At 42.4% G+C, this 15,349-nt stretch carries 12 protein-coding genes; 8 read left to right on the forward strand and 4 right to left on the reverse strand.

Annotated features, from left to right (window positions below):
• Nucleotides 1-14 precede the first annotated feature (14 nt).
• The 6 genes from surA (at nucleotide 15) to ACFOHL_RS11280 (ending at nucleotide 6,397) form a co-directional block, all read left to right on the forward strand.
• Nucleotides 15-1,304 carry a peptidylprolyl isomerase SurA gene (gene surA, locus ACFOHL_RS11255; RefSeq protein ID WP_376920330.1) on the forward strand — a complete coding sequence of 430 codons (1,290 nt, stop codon included), beginning with the start codon at nucleotides 15-17 and terminating at the stop codon, nucleotides 1,302-1,304.
• Between the two features lie 8 nt (nucleotides 1,305-1,312).
• Nucleotides 1,313-2,299, forward strand: a complete 987-nt coding sequence (pdxA, locus tag ACFOHL_RS11260) for a 4-hydroxythreonine-4-phosphate dehydrogenase PdxA (RefSeq protein ID WP_376920331.1) — start codon at nucleotides 1,313-1,315, stop codon at nucleotides 2,297-2,299.
• A complete protein-coding gene (rsmA, locus tag ACFOHL_RS11265; RefSeq protein ID WP_376920332.1) occupies nucleotides 2,296-3,096 on the forward strand; it encodes a 16S rRNA (adenine(1518)-N(6)/adenine(1519)-N(6))-dimethyltransferase RsmA in 801 nt (266 codons plus the stop codon). The genes pdxA and rsmA overlap by 4 nt, the downstream gene beginning before the upstream one ends.
• Nucleotide 3,097: 1 nt before the next feature.
• A complete protein-coding gene (gene apaG / locus ACFOHL_RS11270; protein WP_376920333.1) occupies nucleotides 3,098-3,469 on the forward strand; it encodes a Co2+/Mg2+ efflux protein ApaG in 372 nt (123 codons plus the stop codon).
• Between the two features lie 5 nt (nucleotides 3,470-3,474).
• A complete protein-coding gene (locus ACFOHL_RS11275; protein WP_376920334.1) occupies nucleotides 3,475-4,299 on the forward strand; it encodes a symmetrical bis(5'-nucleosyl)-tetraphosphatase in 825 nt (274 codons plus the stop codon).
• A 73-nt stretch (nucleotides 4,300-4,372) separates the two neighbouring features.
• Nucleotides 4,373-6,397: a HAMP domain-containing methyl-accepting chemotaxis protein gene (locus tag ACFOHL_RS11280; RefSeq protein ID WP_376920335.1), complete on the forward strand. Its 2,025-nt coding sequence runs from the start codon at nucleotides 4,373-4,375 to the stop codon at nucleotides 6,395-6,397.
• Between the two features lie 43 nt (nucleotides 6,398-6,440).
• Here the strand turns inward: ACFOHL_RS11280 and lysC are convergent, their stop codons facing one another.
• The 4 genes from lysC to ACFOHL_RS11300 form a co-directional block, all read right to left on the reverse strand.
• Nucleotides 6,441-7,790, reverse strand: a complete 1,350-nt coding sequence (gene lysC / locus ACFOHL_RS11285) for a lysine-sensitive aspartokinase 3 (protein WP_376920336.1) — start codon at nucleotides 7,788-7,790, stop codon at nucleotides 6,441-6,443.
• Between the two features lie 18 nt (nucleotides 7,791-7,808).
• Nucleotides 7,809-8,315 (reverse strand): DUF192 domain-containing protein, encoded by a 507-nt coding sequence (locus ACFOHL_RS11290; protein WP_376920337.1) that lies wholly within the window; start codon nucleotides 8,313-8,315, stop codon nucleotides 7,809-7,811.
• 191 nt (nucleotides 8,316-8,506) lie between these two features.
• Nucleotides 8,507-9,589 (reverse strand): PQQ-dependent sugar dehydrogenase, encoded by a 1,083-nt coding sequence (locus ACFOHL_RS11295; protein ID WP_376920338.1) that lies wholly within the window; start codon nucleotides 9,587-9,589, stop codon nucleotides 8,507-8,509.
• 195 nt (nucleotides 9,590-9,784) lie between these two features.
• Complete coding sequence (locus ACFOHL_RS11300; protein ID WP_376920339.1) at nucleotides 9,785-12,595, reverse strand: bifunctional aconitate hydratase 2/2-methylisocitrate dehydratase; 2,811 nt, start codon at nucleotides 12,593-12,595, stop codon at nucleotides 9,785-9,787.
• A 244-nt stretch (nucleotides 12,596-12,839) separates the two neighbouring features.
• Between ACFOHL_RS11300 and ACFOHL_RS11305 the strand changes: the two genes are divergently transcribed.
• Nucleotides 12,840-13,289 carry a hypothetical protein gene (locus ACFOHL_RS11305; protein WP_376920340.1) on the forward strand — a complete coding sequence of 150 codons (450 nt, stop codon included), beginning with the start codon at nucleotides 12,840-12,842 and terminating at the stop codon, nucleotides 13,287-13,289.
• A gap of 157 nt (nucleotides 13,290-13,446) precedes the next feature.
• Nucleotides 13,447-15,339 carry an EAL domain-containing protein gene (locus ACFOHL_RS11310; protein ID WP_376920341.1) on the forward strand — a complete coding sequence of 631 codons (1,893 nt, stop codon included), beginning with the start codon at nucleotides 13,447-13,449 and terminating at the stop codon, nucleotides 15,337-15,339.
• Nucleotides 15,340-15,349: the final 10 nt, after the last annotated feature.

The raw sequence follows: 15,349 nt of genomic DNA on the forward strand, positions 1-15,349 counted from the left end.
TTTTTTGAGTGGTTATGAATAATATAATACGCACTGTATGTTTGAGCTTGTCTTTATTAGCAAGTGCAAATTTAGTTTCTGCAAAAGAGTTACTAGACAAAGTCGCCGTGATTGTTGATCAAGGGGTGATTTTAGAGAGTGAAATAACAGATTTGGTAGAGAGCGTAAAAGCAAACGCGCTCGCGCAAGGGCAAACCCTGCCATCGGAGAGAGCATTGCGCACCCAAGCAACGGAGCGCCTGATTTTAGAAAGCTTACAATCCCAAATGGCGGAAAAAATGGGGATTCAAGTTAGCGATCCCCAGCTTGATCAAACTATCGAGCGTATTGCCCAAGGCGAAGGGGCAAACGTAGCACAATTGCGCAGAGAACTTGCGGCACAAGGTATTGCTTATGAAGTTTATCGCGAACAAATACGAAAAGAACTGATTACCGGTGAAGTGAGACGCGCAAACGTCAGACGTCGCGTGTATATTTCACCACAAGAAGTAACTAACTTAATTGGTTTAATTGAAGAACAAGGTAATGCCCAAGCTGAATACCGCCTTGGACATATTTTGGTGGGTATTCCAGGTGGGGCGACTGAAGATGAAGTCAGTGCAGCTAGGCAACGCGCAGACAGAATCATCGAATTGTTAAACACCGGCTCCGATTTTGCAAAAATGGCTATAGGCTCATCATCTGGTGCTGAAGCGCTAGACGGCGGTGATATGGGATGGAAGAATATCAATTCTATGCCAACGCTTTTTGCTGAGGCCGTACAATCAAAGAAAAAAGATGAGCTTGTTGGACCTATCCGCTCTGGTGCAGGGTTCCATATTCTAAAAGTATTAGATACTAGAGGGGTAGAGCTGGTAGAAGTAGAAGAAGTGAACGCTCGCCACATACTCGTGCCCCCCTCAATTATTTTAAGTGATGCCAAAGCAGAAGAATTGCTATTAAAATTTAGAGAAGACTTAATAAGTGGCGAAGCAGATTTTGCTGAATTGGCAAAAGAGCATTCCGAAGACCCAGGTTCAGCCCTAAAAGGCGGCGAGTTAGGGTGGGCTGACCCAGAAATGTATGTCCCCGAATTTAAAAACGCTCTAGCGGCTTTAGAAAAAGACGAATACAGTATGCCAGTAAGAAGTGAACATGGCTGGCATTTAATTCAGCTTATCGACAGACGTGTACAAGATGCTACAGAAAAGCGCAAAGAAGATCGTGCGTATCAATTACTCTACAATCGAAAATTCCAAGAAGAAACCGATACTTGGCTACGCGAAATGCGCAATCAAGCCTATATTGAAGTTTTGGATTCATAAGGATTAGCATGACCACGCCAATTCGTTTAGCCGTTACACCAGGTGAACCTGCCGGAATCGGCCCTGACTTGTCAATCCAACTGGCGCAGCGCTCTTGGGATGCGCAATTGGTAATTTTTGCAGATAAGGAGATGATGGCGGAACGTGCTAGCGCCCTCAATGTACCTCTTGAGATTATTTCTTTTGACGACAATCCTGATCTCGTGCAAGCTCCTGGGCAAATGCTGGTTAAACATATACCTACCGCTAGCCCAGTCGAGGTAGGCCAACTCAATGCAGAAAATGGACAATACGTAGTCGAAACCCTACGCCAAGCCTGTGAGCAAAATATGCTTGGGCATTTTGATGCAGTTGTGACTGGCCCAGTGCACAAAGGTACGATTAATAAAGCAGGCGTCTCTTTTAGTGGCCACACAGAGTTTTTTGCACAACAATCGAATACGGCAGACGTAGTGATGATGTTGGCTACAGATGGCTTGCGTGTCTGCCTCGCGACGACACATATTCCTCTTGCTTACGTATCTAAGGCAATTACCCCAGAAAGAATCGAAAAAGTAATCCGTATAATGAATACAGATCTAAAACTTAAATTTGGTATTCCTGAACCAACTATTTATGTATGTGGTTTGAATCCACATGCTGGAGAAGACGGACATTTAGGTAGTGAAGAGATCATGGTTATTACACCCACATTAGATCGACTTCGTGAACAAGGTTTAAACTTAGTTGGTCCTTTGCCGGCCGACACGATTTTTCAGACCAAGTATTTAGATAAGGCAGACGCAGTTCTTGCCATGTACCACGACCAAGGCTTGCCCGTGCTAAAGTTCAAAGGTTTTGGGAATTCGGTCAATATCACACTAGGCTTACCCTTTATCAGAACCTCTGTCGACCACGGCACTGCAACTGACCTTGCAGGGACTGGAAATGTCGACAGCGGCAGTATGGAAAGAGCAATTAAAAAGGCCATTAAATTAGCGAAGAAAAAAGCTTGAGTAAATCACATCTAGGGCACACAGCCAGAAAACGATTTGGGCAAAATTTTCTGCATGATGAATACATCATCGATCAAATTGTTTCATCTATCAATCCGCGAGAAGGCGAGTTTTTAATTGAAATTGGCCCAGGTTTAGGCGCCTTGACAGAGCCCGTTGCTGAATCTATCTCGGAACTCACTGTCATTGAGCTAGATCGAGATTTAGCTCAACGACTGCGACAGCACCCCTTTATTCAAGACAAATTAACAATCATTGAAGCGGACGCACTTAGCGTGGACTTTTCTGCTTTAGCTAAGCCGAATCAGTTAATGCGCGTATTTGGTAACTTGCCTTACAATATTTCAACGCCTCTGATGTTTCACCTCTTTGAACATTGTGAACACATAGCAGATATGCATTTTATGTTGCAGTATGAAGTCGTAAAGCGTTTGTGTGCAGGGCCCGGAGACAAGCTTTATGGCCGTTTGTCAGTCATGGCGCAATACTATTGTGAAACCGTGCCCGTGTTAATGGTACCGCCAACAGCCTTTAAGCCTCCACCAAAAGTAGAATCAGCCATTATTCGATTGATCCCCCATAAAAATCCACCCGCAAAGGTAAGTTGCATCAATACCTTACAACGGGTCGTGAGCGCTGCGTTTAATCAGCGCCGTAAAACATTGCGCAATAGCTTAAAAGAGCTGATCGACGACAATTCGATGCTAGAAATCGGTGTGCAACCCGATGCACGCGCGCAAGAGCTAAGTTTAGGAGAATTCTGTTCTTTGGCTAACAAAATATCGAAAGTGGAGTAGCATGGACAAAATAGCCATAGAAGTAAAAAGTAAATTTATAGGTAGACAACAACAAGGTGCCGAAGAGCAAGTATTTGTGTTTAGTTATACTGTTTCGATAACTAACATTGGTGAAGAACAAGTCACACTAAGAAATAGATATTGGCTAATCACCAATGGAGACGGTGAAAAAGTTGAGGTACAAGGCGAAGGGGTCGTGGGTGAGCAACCAACTATTATGCCCAATACAAGCTACTCATACACCAGTGCTTCGATGCTAAAAACTCAGGTCGGCACAATGGAAGGCTACTATGAATTTGAGTTACCTGACAAATCGATGTATCGCGCACCCATCCCCGTTTTCAGCTTGGCTACCCCCAATAGCTTGCACTGAGCTAGATGATGAGAAACTTTGTTGTTGGAGATATTCAAGGCTGCTACAAAGGGCTCAAAGGGCTATTAAAAAAAGCTAATTTCAATCCGAGTACTGATAAATTGTGGGCTGTTGGTGACCTCGTTGCACGTGGACCAGACTCTCTTTCTACACTCGAGTATTGCCGAGACCTAGGAGATGCGTTTGACTCTGTACTGGGCAATCACGATTTACATTTAATTGCTGTCGCTCACGGTATAAGAGAGGCCAAACCACAGGACAAACTTCAATCTCTTCTGCAAAGCAAGCATTTTGATTCTCTGATTGATTGGTTAAAATGCCGTCCATTGGCACTTAAACCAGCAAAAAAAACACTGATTACTCATGCTGGCTTGTATCCAAGCTGGTCAATCAAAGAAGCGCTAAAACACTCTGAAAATGTGTGTTCACATCTCAATAGTGATGACGCACCAAATTTTCTAAAAAATATGTATGGAAACAAACCTGACTTATGGTGTAAAGAAAATACAGATGCAGACAGAAAGCGCTTCATTGTGAATGCCATGACGCGGATGCGCTATTTACGCCGAGATCTTAGTCTAGAATTTGACCATAAGTGCCACCCTCGTTATTCTTCAAAAGATCTTCTCCCTTGGTTTTACTTTACTAATCCCAAATTGACAAATAAACACCGCATAATATTTGGCCATTGGGCATCGTTAAATGGCGACGTTAAATTGAGCAAAGATCATAAACATCAACTGTTTGCTCTTGATACAGGTTACGTTTGGGGAAACACGCTGACACTATTATGCCTAGAAAATAATCAATTAATTCAATATCCCGCTTAAGTTCCAACGATCGCTGACGATAAAGCAATTAGGAATAAACCCTTACCTATTATGGAAAGTTACGGGAGAATGTATGAATATTACGGTGGCAATGAGAGTTATCGGTGGCTTTGCTGTCATTAGTGTTCTTCTGCTTGTTTTAGGCTTTGTGTCAACCAGTGGTTTAAATAAAGTAGGAAATGCTTCTGAAGAAGTAAGTCAACTAGCGCTACCAACTGTTTCAGGGAGTTCGACGTTAAAAGCGGCATTTCTGAACATGGGACGCTTATCATTTGAAGGCTTTGTTAGCAGCAATCGTGAAGACGTCGTAAAAAACCAAAAAGCACTGAATCAGAGCAAAGAAAACTTTGACGCAGCGTTAAACGACTTGAGAGAAGTGGTTAAAAACGATGAAAGCTTGCGCACATCTGTAAACCGCCTAGACGGTCTTTACGAGCAATATATCACGACTAACAACGACATGTTTTCTGCACATCTAAGTGCAATTGATTTGCGAGCAAGTTTGAGTGATATTATTAGTAATTTAGAAGATTACGCTGACGATGCCTCAACACTCCTACTAGACTTTAGTGATTCGGATGAAATATCTGGCTCTACTGCTTTGTCGAATGCTGCCGAAATTGGAAACACACTTGAATCAAGTATGTTATCCATTATCACTGCAGCATCAGATTATATAAAAGCAGATATGCTGCAGCGCGCCGAAATCCGAAGTAAAGACGTGACCATAGTGGTCGATCAAATCGAGCAACGCTTTTCCGAAATGGAAACGGCGGCAAATGGGGAAGACGATTCAGGTACTATCGAGGAAGTCGGCGAACTAGTGTCTCAATTACTCGAAAGTATAAGAGCGAGTGACGGCTTGTTAGCACTAAAAATGAACGAGCTAAACAGTGTCATTGCTTCTGAACGCGCTTTAGAAAATGCAGATGTAAAGATTACCGAAGCAATCGCTGAACTTGACGCTTTGAACACGATGGCGGACAAAAAAGCCACTGATATCAAAGAGAGCGTGAGCCAACAAATCTCCAGCAGCACAACGACTACAATTGTGGTTGTTATTGTTTCGTTTATTCTTGCAGGCGGCATAGGGTACTTTAGTGTAACAGCGATCACTCGACCTTTGGCGCAAGTCAACGAACTGCTGAAAATAGCCTCATCTGGTGACCTTACACATCGCTTGGATGACTCTTCAAAAGACGAATTTGGTGAGCTTTCGCGTAATTGTAATCACCTGATCGGTAACCTCAAGGACTTGATCCACGTTATCAACCAACGCGCAGATCAACTAGCTGCAGCCTCGGGTCAGACTTCTACCATTACGTTGGAAACAACTTCTTCAATTGAAGATCAAAAATCTCAAATATCTCAGATTGCCACCGCAACGACTGAAATGCATACCACTTCAGAACTGGTAACAAAAAATGCTGATGATACGCTCATAGAGATAAAAGCTGCTGACGCCGAAGCTGAAAAAGTGAAGCTTATATCTGCTGATAATAAATCGACCATTCAGGCACTTGCCGCAGAGGTTGAACAGGCAGCAGACGTCATCAATAAACTTCATCAAGACAGCGCTAGTATTGGCGGTATTCTAGACGTGATAAGAGGTGTTGCTGATCAAACCAATCTGCTTGCGCTAAACGCTGCAATCGAGGCTGCGCGTGCAGGTGAGCAAGGGCGAGGTTTTGCTGTTGTCGCAGATGAAGTTAGAACACTCGCAAGCCGAACTCAGGAATCTACGCAAGAAATCAATGCCATGATTGAGGTGCTACAGGCTGGGGCTGAAAAAGCGGTGACTGCAATGAATCAAGGCAAGGAACAGACGATTGCATGTGTCGAGCAAACTGAAAAAGCAGGAGAGGCTCTCGATCAAATTACTGAAGCTGTGCATAGGGCCTATGAAGTCAGCGCGCGGATTGAAGAAGCAGCAAAAGAGCAGCACTCCGTATCTGCACAAATCAGTGAACGGTTAGAAAACATTGTCGGTATAGCAGAGCATACTACAGTAGGCGCTAAGCAAACGGCCGAGTCAAGTGCAGAAGTAGCTAAACTGGCCGAAGAACTGCAAGAGTCTATAAGCCAATTTAGGGTTTGATGTTAATGTCCGTGACTCCCGCAATTTCCGCGGGAGTACGCATTTATTCAAACAATGCCTGATGTAGCACTCTTACTACATCTGCGCTGTCTTTATCAGAAACAACAAAAGATAAGTTGTGGACGTTTGCACCAAAGCAAATCATCCGTAAGTTAAAGTCGGATATCGCCGCAAATACCTTGGATGATACCCCTGCTGAGCTGTGCATATTATTGCCGACAACCGTTACAACATCCAAGCCTTCTTCTACATTGACTTCACAAATGGTGCTCAACTCAGTAAGTGTTTCTTTGTTTATTCTTTCTGAAATCGAATTTGCAGGATTGTCGAGTGTAAAAGAAACGGCAATTTCAGAAGTAGTCACCAAATCGACACTCAACTTATTTTTTGCGATAATCTTAAACACCCGCTCTAGAAAACCTTGTGCATACATCATTTTCGGAGTCTTAACGGTTACCAACACCTGCTCTCTGCGACGTGTTAATGCTCTGAACGGGGGCTCATGCTCACAGCTTTGTTTGATCCACGTACCACCTTTTTCAGGTTCCTTACTGGAGCCGACAAACACGTTTATGTTTTGACGAAGTGCAGGTTCCATTGTCGCAGGATGTAAAACCTTTGCACCAAAAGTCGCCATTTCTGCTGCTTCTTCAAAGCTCAATTCAGGTAAAGGCCTAGCTTTGTCTGTGATGCGTGGATCGGTGGTATATACACCGATGACATCCGTCCATATTTCACATGTATCCGCACCTAGGGCTTCTGCAAGTAAAGCTGCAGTAAAGTCAGAGCCTCCGCGTCCTAAGGTAGTTGTTCTCCCCTGCTCATCAGCACCAACAAAGCCTTGAGTGACAACAACTGCACCATCAATTTCAGGCCTAAGTAGCTGCCCCGCAAGTAAACGAATTGCCTGAATATCTGGAGCGGCTTGAGTAAACTTGCTATCTGTGCGTAAAATTTTTCTTACGTCGAAGTTAATGGCTGGGCAATCCATTTCTCTTAAAATCGCCGCGACCAGCAATGACGACATCCTTTCACCCATAGACATTAACTCGTCTTTTAAGTCGTCCCTAAAGTTAAGCTCTTCGTGTCGAGCAATGGTGTCAAGCTCCTCCAAAAGGCTAAAGAGTTTATCTTCGACTTCGCTTGGATCTTTTAAACTATTCAGTATCGAAAATTCAATCACCCGAATTTTCTCTACTACCTCGGTAATTTGCTCTGTTCTGAGCGCTGTATTCGCGAGTAAGACTAGCTCATTGGTTACGCCAGCAGCGGCACTCACCACTACCACGCGAGTATTTTGCTTATTGATAACAATGGATGCACAGTTTTTTATCGCATCGTAATTGGCAACACTAGTGCCACCAAACTTCGCAACATTTATTGCTTGTTGCATAGGTAATGTTCTCCCAAATTAGAGGCTGTCTTGTCTTACGTCCAAGGGCAAAACAACTATATCCCCAACGCTTATTCCCTTGCTTTCAAACCATCCTTGGTTCATTTCTAGTGCATAGAGTATCGGGACTGATGATTGTATTGAGCTTAAATTTTCGGGCTCCATGGCTTTTATGTCCGTAATTTTTCCAAAAGCGTTGATATAAGCAACGTCCAAAGGGATGTATGTGTTTTTCATCCACATACTTGCATACCGAATCTGATCAAATTTAAACAACATGCCGCAATCGGCACACATTTCTTTTCTGAACATTAACCCCAGTTGGCGTTCGTGCGCCTCATCGGCATATTCCACCTCAATACTGATGTTGTTAATCGATAAACTAACTAAATCTTCAGCAGACTGAGTATTTTTACCTTCTTCCAAAGCTGAAACTGAGAAAGCGCATAAACAACACATGGTCAATAGCGCTACATTCGCGCTTCGCTGAACAAGTAGTGTCAGTAGATTAATATTCTTCATCATGCCGCCCTAAACCATCCGATGACCGCGAATTATAGCGCCCTAGCGAGTAAAAATGAATGGCGAATATTGCTTTGCTCTAGATCATCTACACGTTGTTATTGTACTTAAAAGCTCGCAGAGGTTTTGCGACAAAACAGGGGGGGGAGCTTTTAAGTACAATAACACGGCGTGGGTGATCTAATATCAGGGGTTTAGCGCTTCTTTAAGACTGAAAGTGTCGCATTTTCACCATCGCTTAAGACAATCAAGTCACCGGATGGTAAAACGGCAATATCTCTCAAGCGTGTTTGAGGCGCACTAAACAAGGTGGCTTGATGTCCGGATGTAAAGTCCTTAGTGACCAAGTAAATGTTTTTTAATTTTAGTGAAGTAATTAAGTAGTGATTGCGCAACTCAGGAAACTTGCCTCCCTCATAAAACACCATACTCGACGGAGCAATGGAAGGTGTCCAATCATAGTTTGGCAAACGCATGCCCTTGTAGTTTTTGAAGGGCGAAATGCTCGCGCCGATATAGTCAGTACCATTTGTAACAACAGGCCAGCCATAATTAACCCCTGCTTCAAGCACATTGATTTCGTCTCCACCTTTAGGCCCATGTTCATTTGAAACGATGACGCCGTCACTACGCACAAGTAAGGCTTGAGGGTTTCTGTGTCCTAGTGTAAACACATAATTTTTGGGGGTATCAGGATGCGCTGTGCTTCCAACATAATAGGGGTTTTCGATTAGAGCCTCACCTGTATCACTCATTCTTAATACTTTGCCCAGTTGATTGCTGAGTACCTGAGCTTTTTCGCGGTAATCAAAACCGTCTCCGCTTGTGACTAAGAGATGGCCTTGTAGACTAAAAGCCATTTTTCCACCAAAATGAACTGGCGTATCTTTGTCTTGCGCCACACGAAAAATCGACGCTTGATCTGTGACAGTATTATTGTTCAGCCTAAACCGTACTATTTTTAAAAAGTTCTTGTTAGCAGTGCCTGCCGCGTAACTCAAATACAGCCAACCATTCTTTTCGTAATTTGGATGTGCTACAAACGCAATTAAACCACCTTGTCTCGATACATATAAATCATCCGGCACTAAGTTAATCATACTATTTTTAGAAAATTTAAGTGTACTGTTGGTCTCTGCCACGACTTGCGAAGATAGCAGAGTCAAGCCACCCTTTTTATGAACAATGACAATATCGCCAGAGGGCAACACTGACAGGGAGCTAGACAAGGGTATCTCAGACAGCACAGGTTCAAGTATGTATTCGACTGCACTCACTCTGCTGCTTATCAGCAAAACTGAGGCTGTAAGGACGAAAAAAAGGTGTTTAATGCTTTTCTCCTTGTTGAGTATTTGCAAAGCCAGCAATGAGCAAAGGGATGCGATTATGGAAGCACAGCTATTTGTGTGAAGCAATAAAAAAACCCGCTATTTGTAAGCGGGCTTTTAACATTAGTAGAAGTTTACACCGAATTAAAGTGATTTTACCGGTACATTAGCCACATATTTTGACTGGGAAGTGAGCTCTTCTGTTGGTGGAGCAAAATCAGTCAAGTTAATACCTCTAACTGCATTCTTGTACTCATCAATACTAGGCGTGCGACCTAATATCGTAGATAAAACAACGACAGGTGTAGAAGCTAATAATGATTCACCTTTTTTGTCCTCGGCATCTTCAACAACACGACCTTGGAACAAACGAGTTGACGTAGCCAACACGGTGTCTCCTTTTTCAGCTTTTTCCTGATTACCCATACAAAGATTACATCCGGGTCTCTCCAAGTACATAATATTTTCATATTTAGTTCTGGCGGTACCTTTAGGCTTATCGTCATCAAACTCAAAGCCTGAGTATTTTTTCAGGACGTCCCAATCACCCTCGGCCTTCAGCTCATCCACAATGTTGTATGTTGGTGGCGCGATCACAAGTGGCGCTTTAAATTCAACTTTACCGTCTTGCTCTTCTAAATTTTTAAGCATTTGTGAAATGATTTTCATGTCACCTTTATGCACCATACAAGAGCCAACAAACCCAAGATCAACCGTTTTCTCACCTTTGTAATATGATACTGGTCGAATTGTGTCATGCGTGTAACGCTTAGATACGTCTTCGTTATTGACATCTGGGTCAGCAATCATCGGCTCGTCAATTTGGTCTAAATCAACGACCAATTCAGCAAAGTACTCGGCGTTATCGTCGGGTGCAAGAGCTGGGTTTTCGCCGCTCTGAATTTCATGAATACGCTTGTCAGCCAACTCAATCAAACCACGGAGTGTTTGTGCCTCGTTGTCCATCCCTTTATCAATCATTATTTGGATGCGGCTCTTAGAAAGCTCTAAAGATTTAATTAAGGTCTCATCTTCTGAAATACAAATAGAGGCTTTTGCCTTCATCTCTGCAGTCCAGTCCGTGAAAGTAAAAGCTTGGTCTGCCATCAAAGTACCAATGTGTACTTCAATTACACGGCCTTGGAATACGTTTTCACCAAACTTTTTAAGCATTTGCGCTTGAGTCGCGTGAACAACATCCCTGAAGTCCATGTGCGACTTCATATTACCTTTAAAGGTCACTTTGACAGACTCGGGGATCGGCATTGACGCTTCACCAGTCGCGAGCGCTAATGCCACTGTGCCTGAGTCAGCACCAAAAGCCACACCTTTAGACATTCTGGTATGAGAGTCACCGCCGATGATTATCGCCCAATCATCCACCGTAATATCGTTAAGTACTTTATGGATAACATCGGTCATTGCATGATATACGCCTTTAGGATCACGGGCGGTTATCAAACCGAATTTATTCATGAATGACATCAACTTGGGAATATTCGCCTGAGCCTTTTTGTCCCAAACGGATGCGGTGTGACAACCAGACTGATAAGCGCCATCAACACTAGGAGAGATAACTGTTGCCGCCATAGACTCCAGCTCTTGAGCAGTCATCAAGCCCGTTGTGTCTTGTGAGCCAACAATATTCACTTTTACTCGAACATCCGAGCCCGCATGTAGATCTTTGTCGGATAAAACGCCAACGGCATTTTTGTTGAATATTTTTTCAACAGCAGTCAAACCTTGGCCTTCATGAGAAATTTCTTTTGACGGAGCAAACACAAGAGGCGGTTCGATACCTAATGTTTCTGCCGCAAAGTTCTGTAATTTTTTACCGAAAACAATGGCATAAGAACCGCCAGCTTTCATAAATTCAACTTTTTGCGGTGTAAATGCAGAAGACACATCAACGAGCGCTTTGTCACCTTGGTAAAGCATTTTTTCTTTTGTATTGATAGTCAATACAGTACCCGTTGCCACTGAGTATTTTTCTTCTAGTACTGGGTCACCATTTTCATTCAATACGGTATTGCCGTTTTCATCAACTTTTTTGACCCAGTTTTTCAAATCTAGACCAATACCACCGGTAACGCCGACAGTCGTTAAGAAAATGGGTGAAATGCCATTTGTACCCGCCACTACCGGAGCAATGTTGACAAAAGGTACATAAGGGCTGGCCTGCTTACCTGCCCACAAAGCCACGTTGTTTACACCCGACATTCTAGACGAGCCCACACCCATCGTGCCCTTTTCTGCAATGAGCATGACTTTCTTATCAGGGTGTTGTTGTTGCAAGGCTTGGATTTCTTGCTGCGCTTCTGGCGAAATCATACACTTCCCGTGTAATTCACGGTCAGAGCGAGAATGCGCCTGATTACCCGGAGATAGCAAATCAGTTGAAATATCACCTTCAGCGGCAATATAGGTGACAACGTCTATTTTTTCTTCAATATCAGGTAAGGAAGTGAAAAACTCTGCATTCGCATAACTTTCGAGTATTTCAATTGCAATTTTATTTCCATCTTTATACGCAGTGGCTAAGCGATCTGTATCCGCTTCATACAAAAATACCTGTGTTTTGAGCACCTCCGCCGCAGAAGCAGCGATATCAGCATCATCACCTAAGGCTAGATCCAATAGTACTTCTACAGATGGACCACCTTTCATATGCGATAATAGTTCAAAGGCAAATTCTGAAGAAATCTCTTCGACGACACTTTCACCGAGAATGATTTCTTTCAAAAACGCCGCTTTTACACCTGCAGCGCTGGTAGTGCCGGGTAAAGTGTTATAGATGAAAAAGTGCAGGGAATCTTTACGATGGGCGTTATCCTTATCTTTGATTTGCTCAATGATCTCTGCTAAAAGTTCTGCGCTATCAATTGGCTTAGGGTGCAATCCTAGTTCCTGTTTTCTAGTAGCGATTTCATCCATGTATTCTGAATATAAACTCATTCAAACCTCTCGTGGGTGCGAAGTAACATTAATTAATATGGTCAGCATTTTACCTGATTTTATCGTTCAGCGTAATCATTTGACTAATACTCTGTATTTTATCCATAAATTATGGTTGTTTATGTGCTCACCGCGCGGTATAAAAGCAAGCAATCTTCGACAAACAGCCTCTAGTGTCCAGTAAAGGTCGAAAGCCCCTATTAGTCAAGTGAAGCTCAATTCAATTATTAGGGTAGCAATGAGTATGCGTCCAAACATCTTACTAAACACAGCACTTAAGTTTTTTGCAGCGAGCGCTGTGGGTTATTTAGTTTCGTGTATTTTCCACACTCAAATCATTTTGTCCGAACTTTCTTCACTCGGTATTGAAATAACGCTCCGCGACCAAGTAAAAACGCATATTTCGGATTTTGTAGGACTAGCACCTCGCTATGGCACCGTGCTATTTTTAGGTTTTCTTTTGGCATTCATTACCACTACTCTACTAATAAAAAAATTCGCCATGCCGCCGCTTCCGCTTTTGGCTTTATCTGGTGCGGTAGCTGTCTATGTAATACTACTCATACTTCAATCGTTGATGGATATAGCTTTACTCGCAAGTGCCAGAAACACGCTCGGAATCGTTATGCACTGTATGTCTGGAAGTATCGCAGGCATATCCTTGTACTTATTCAACAAGGCTTCCTATCTTTGAATTCTAATACTGCGCGGTTGTAGTATTAGCATCCCAAGATTTAACAAGACCATTCCCTATAACTTAAGTATAAAAAGCGCTCGATTGGCGCAGATTGACTAATTATCACAGCAAAAAAGTCGATAATCTTTGTGAGGTAATTAATTGATGTACTCACATGACTTTTGTAAAAAAACGTAAACTCACTTATTTTGGTCTGATCTTCCTTGTTATTGCAATCACAACAGCCCTTGCCTTGGTTTTTTTGAGTGTGTACGAAAAAACCCACCTGTCTTATGCTGCCGACCTACAAAAGTTAAACAAAACTGAACAAAACGCGCTCAGCACACAATATTTTTTTAAACGACAAGTTCAAGAGTGGAAGAATATTTTGCTACGTGGTGGCAATGAAAAAGATCTAGAAAAATATGCCCTACTCTTCGCTCAAGAATTTGAAAATACGCAGAATGCAGCAGAAAAGCTTTACTATAGTATTTCGGAAAATAGTGAAGTCAAAGGTTTAGCAAAAACATTTTTAACTTCACACCGCGAAATATTAAGCGAGTATTACAAAGCACTTGCATTGTTCCAGGACAACAGTTACGACCCGAGTGTGGGTGATCGTGCTGTACGTGGCATTGATAGAAATCCGACTATGATGCTGGACAAAATCACTCAGGTTCTAGGTAGGGAAATTCTTTCGGAAAAAGAACTACTCAAAGAAAAACTCAATGCCTATTCGTTCGCTTTTGGCTCTGCCTTTATTCTCATTCAAGTCCTTTTTTGCTGGATTTTAGTTCGCTTAACTGGAAAATTACTGAAAGCAAACTTACTCGACAAAGCAACTGAACTAGGCAACCGCGAACTATTCATTAACTCGCTAAAGGATCTTGTCAAGCGAAAAGCTAGCGCAAGTATTATCATTGTGGATATAAATAACTTTAAGCTGATAAATGAAGCATTTGGTAATGAAGGCGGCGATAACTACTTAAAATTACTCGGCCAGCTTCTCAAAGAATCCATCGACAATTCTGAGACAATATGTCGTATTGGCAGTGACACATTTGGTCTAATTTTATTTAGCTCCAGCAAAAAATATCTTATTAAGCGAGTTCACTATTTAAAAAGGTTGATCGGTACGTTTGAATACAAACAGAATGATATTACGCTCAGCTTAACAGCAAACGCCGGTGCTTATTGTATGCAATCAGAGCGTGAGCCCAACGTAGACAATTTACTCAATAAATTGTACGCCAGCCTGCAGGAATCGAAATCCCTTGGCCCTGACAACATCACTTTCTATTCACCTGAGAACAACCGTATTCTCAAACGCCAAGAAGAAATGCGCAATGTCGCAAGTATCAAACGAGCACTAGCAGAAAATCGAATTTTGTTGTTTAAACAGTTGATTAAGCCTATTAACGACGAGCAGCAAAGTAACTACTTTGAAATACTGTTCAGAATTCAAAGCAGCGATGGAAAAATTTTACCACCTGCACTTTTTCTAAAAGCAGCGGAGCGCTTTCATCTGATGGTTGATATCGATAAATATATGATTTCAACCTTAATAGATTATCTAGCTAAGCATCCAGAGGATCAATACAGATACTCAGTAAACTTAGCTGGCTCAACACTATCTAACCTTAATTTTATCAAGTTTATTGACGAGGTGTTTAAACACCCAAATTTGAATCACGCGCAGCTTGGATTTGAAATAACTGAATCTGACGTTATCAAAAACTTTGAAGTCGCGAGTCAGTTATTAGACAAACTTCGTAGCTATGGCTGTCATATTTCACTCGATGACTTTGGCACGGGGATGTCTTCGTATGCTTATATATCGAAGATCCAAGTGGACACGATCAAAATTGACGGCTCATTTATTCGTGGTATTGATGAAAAGCTTGGAAACCAAGCTATTGTGCGTTCAATTGCAGCCTTAGCAAGAGATTTAGGCATAAGTACGGTTGCTGAATTTGTTGAAAACGAACGTGAACTCACCGTTTTACAAACACTAAAGATTGACTATGGTCAGGGCTATTTGCGGCATAAACCAGAAGTGCTTTCTTAGCTGCGCCGAA

It is taken from the genome of Agaribacter flavus (assembly GCF_042646125.1).
GTDB lineage: Bacteria > Pseudomonadota > Gammaproteobacteria > Enterobacterales > Alteromonadaceae > Glaciecola > Glaciecola flavus.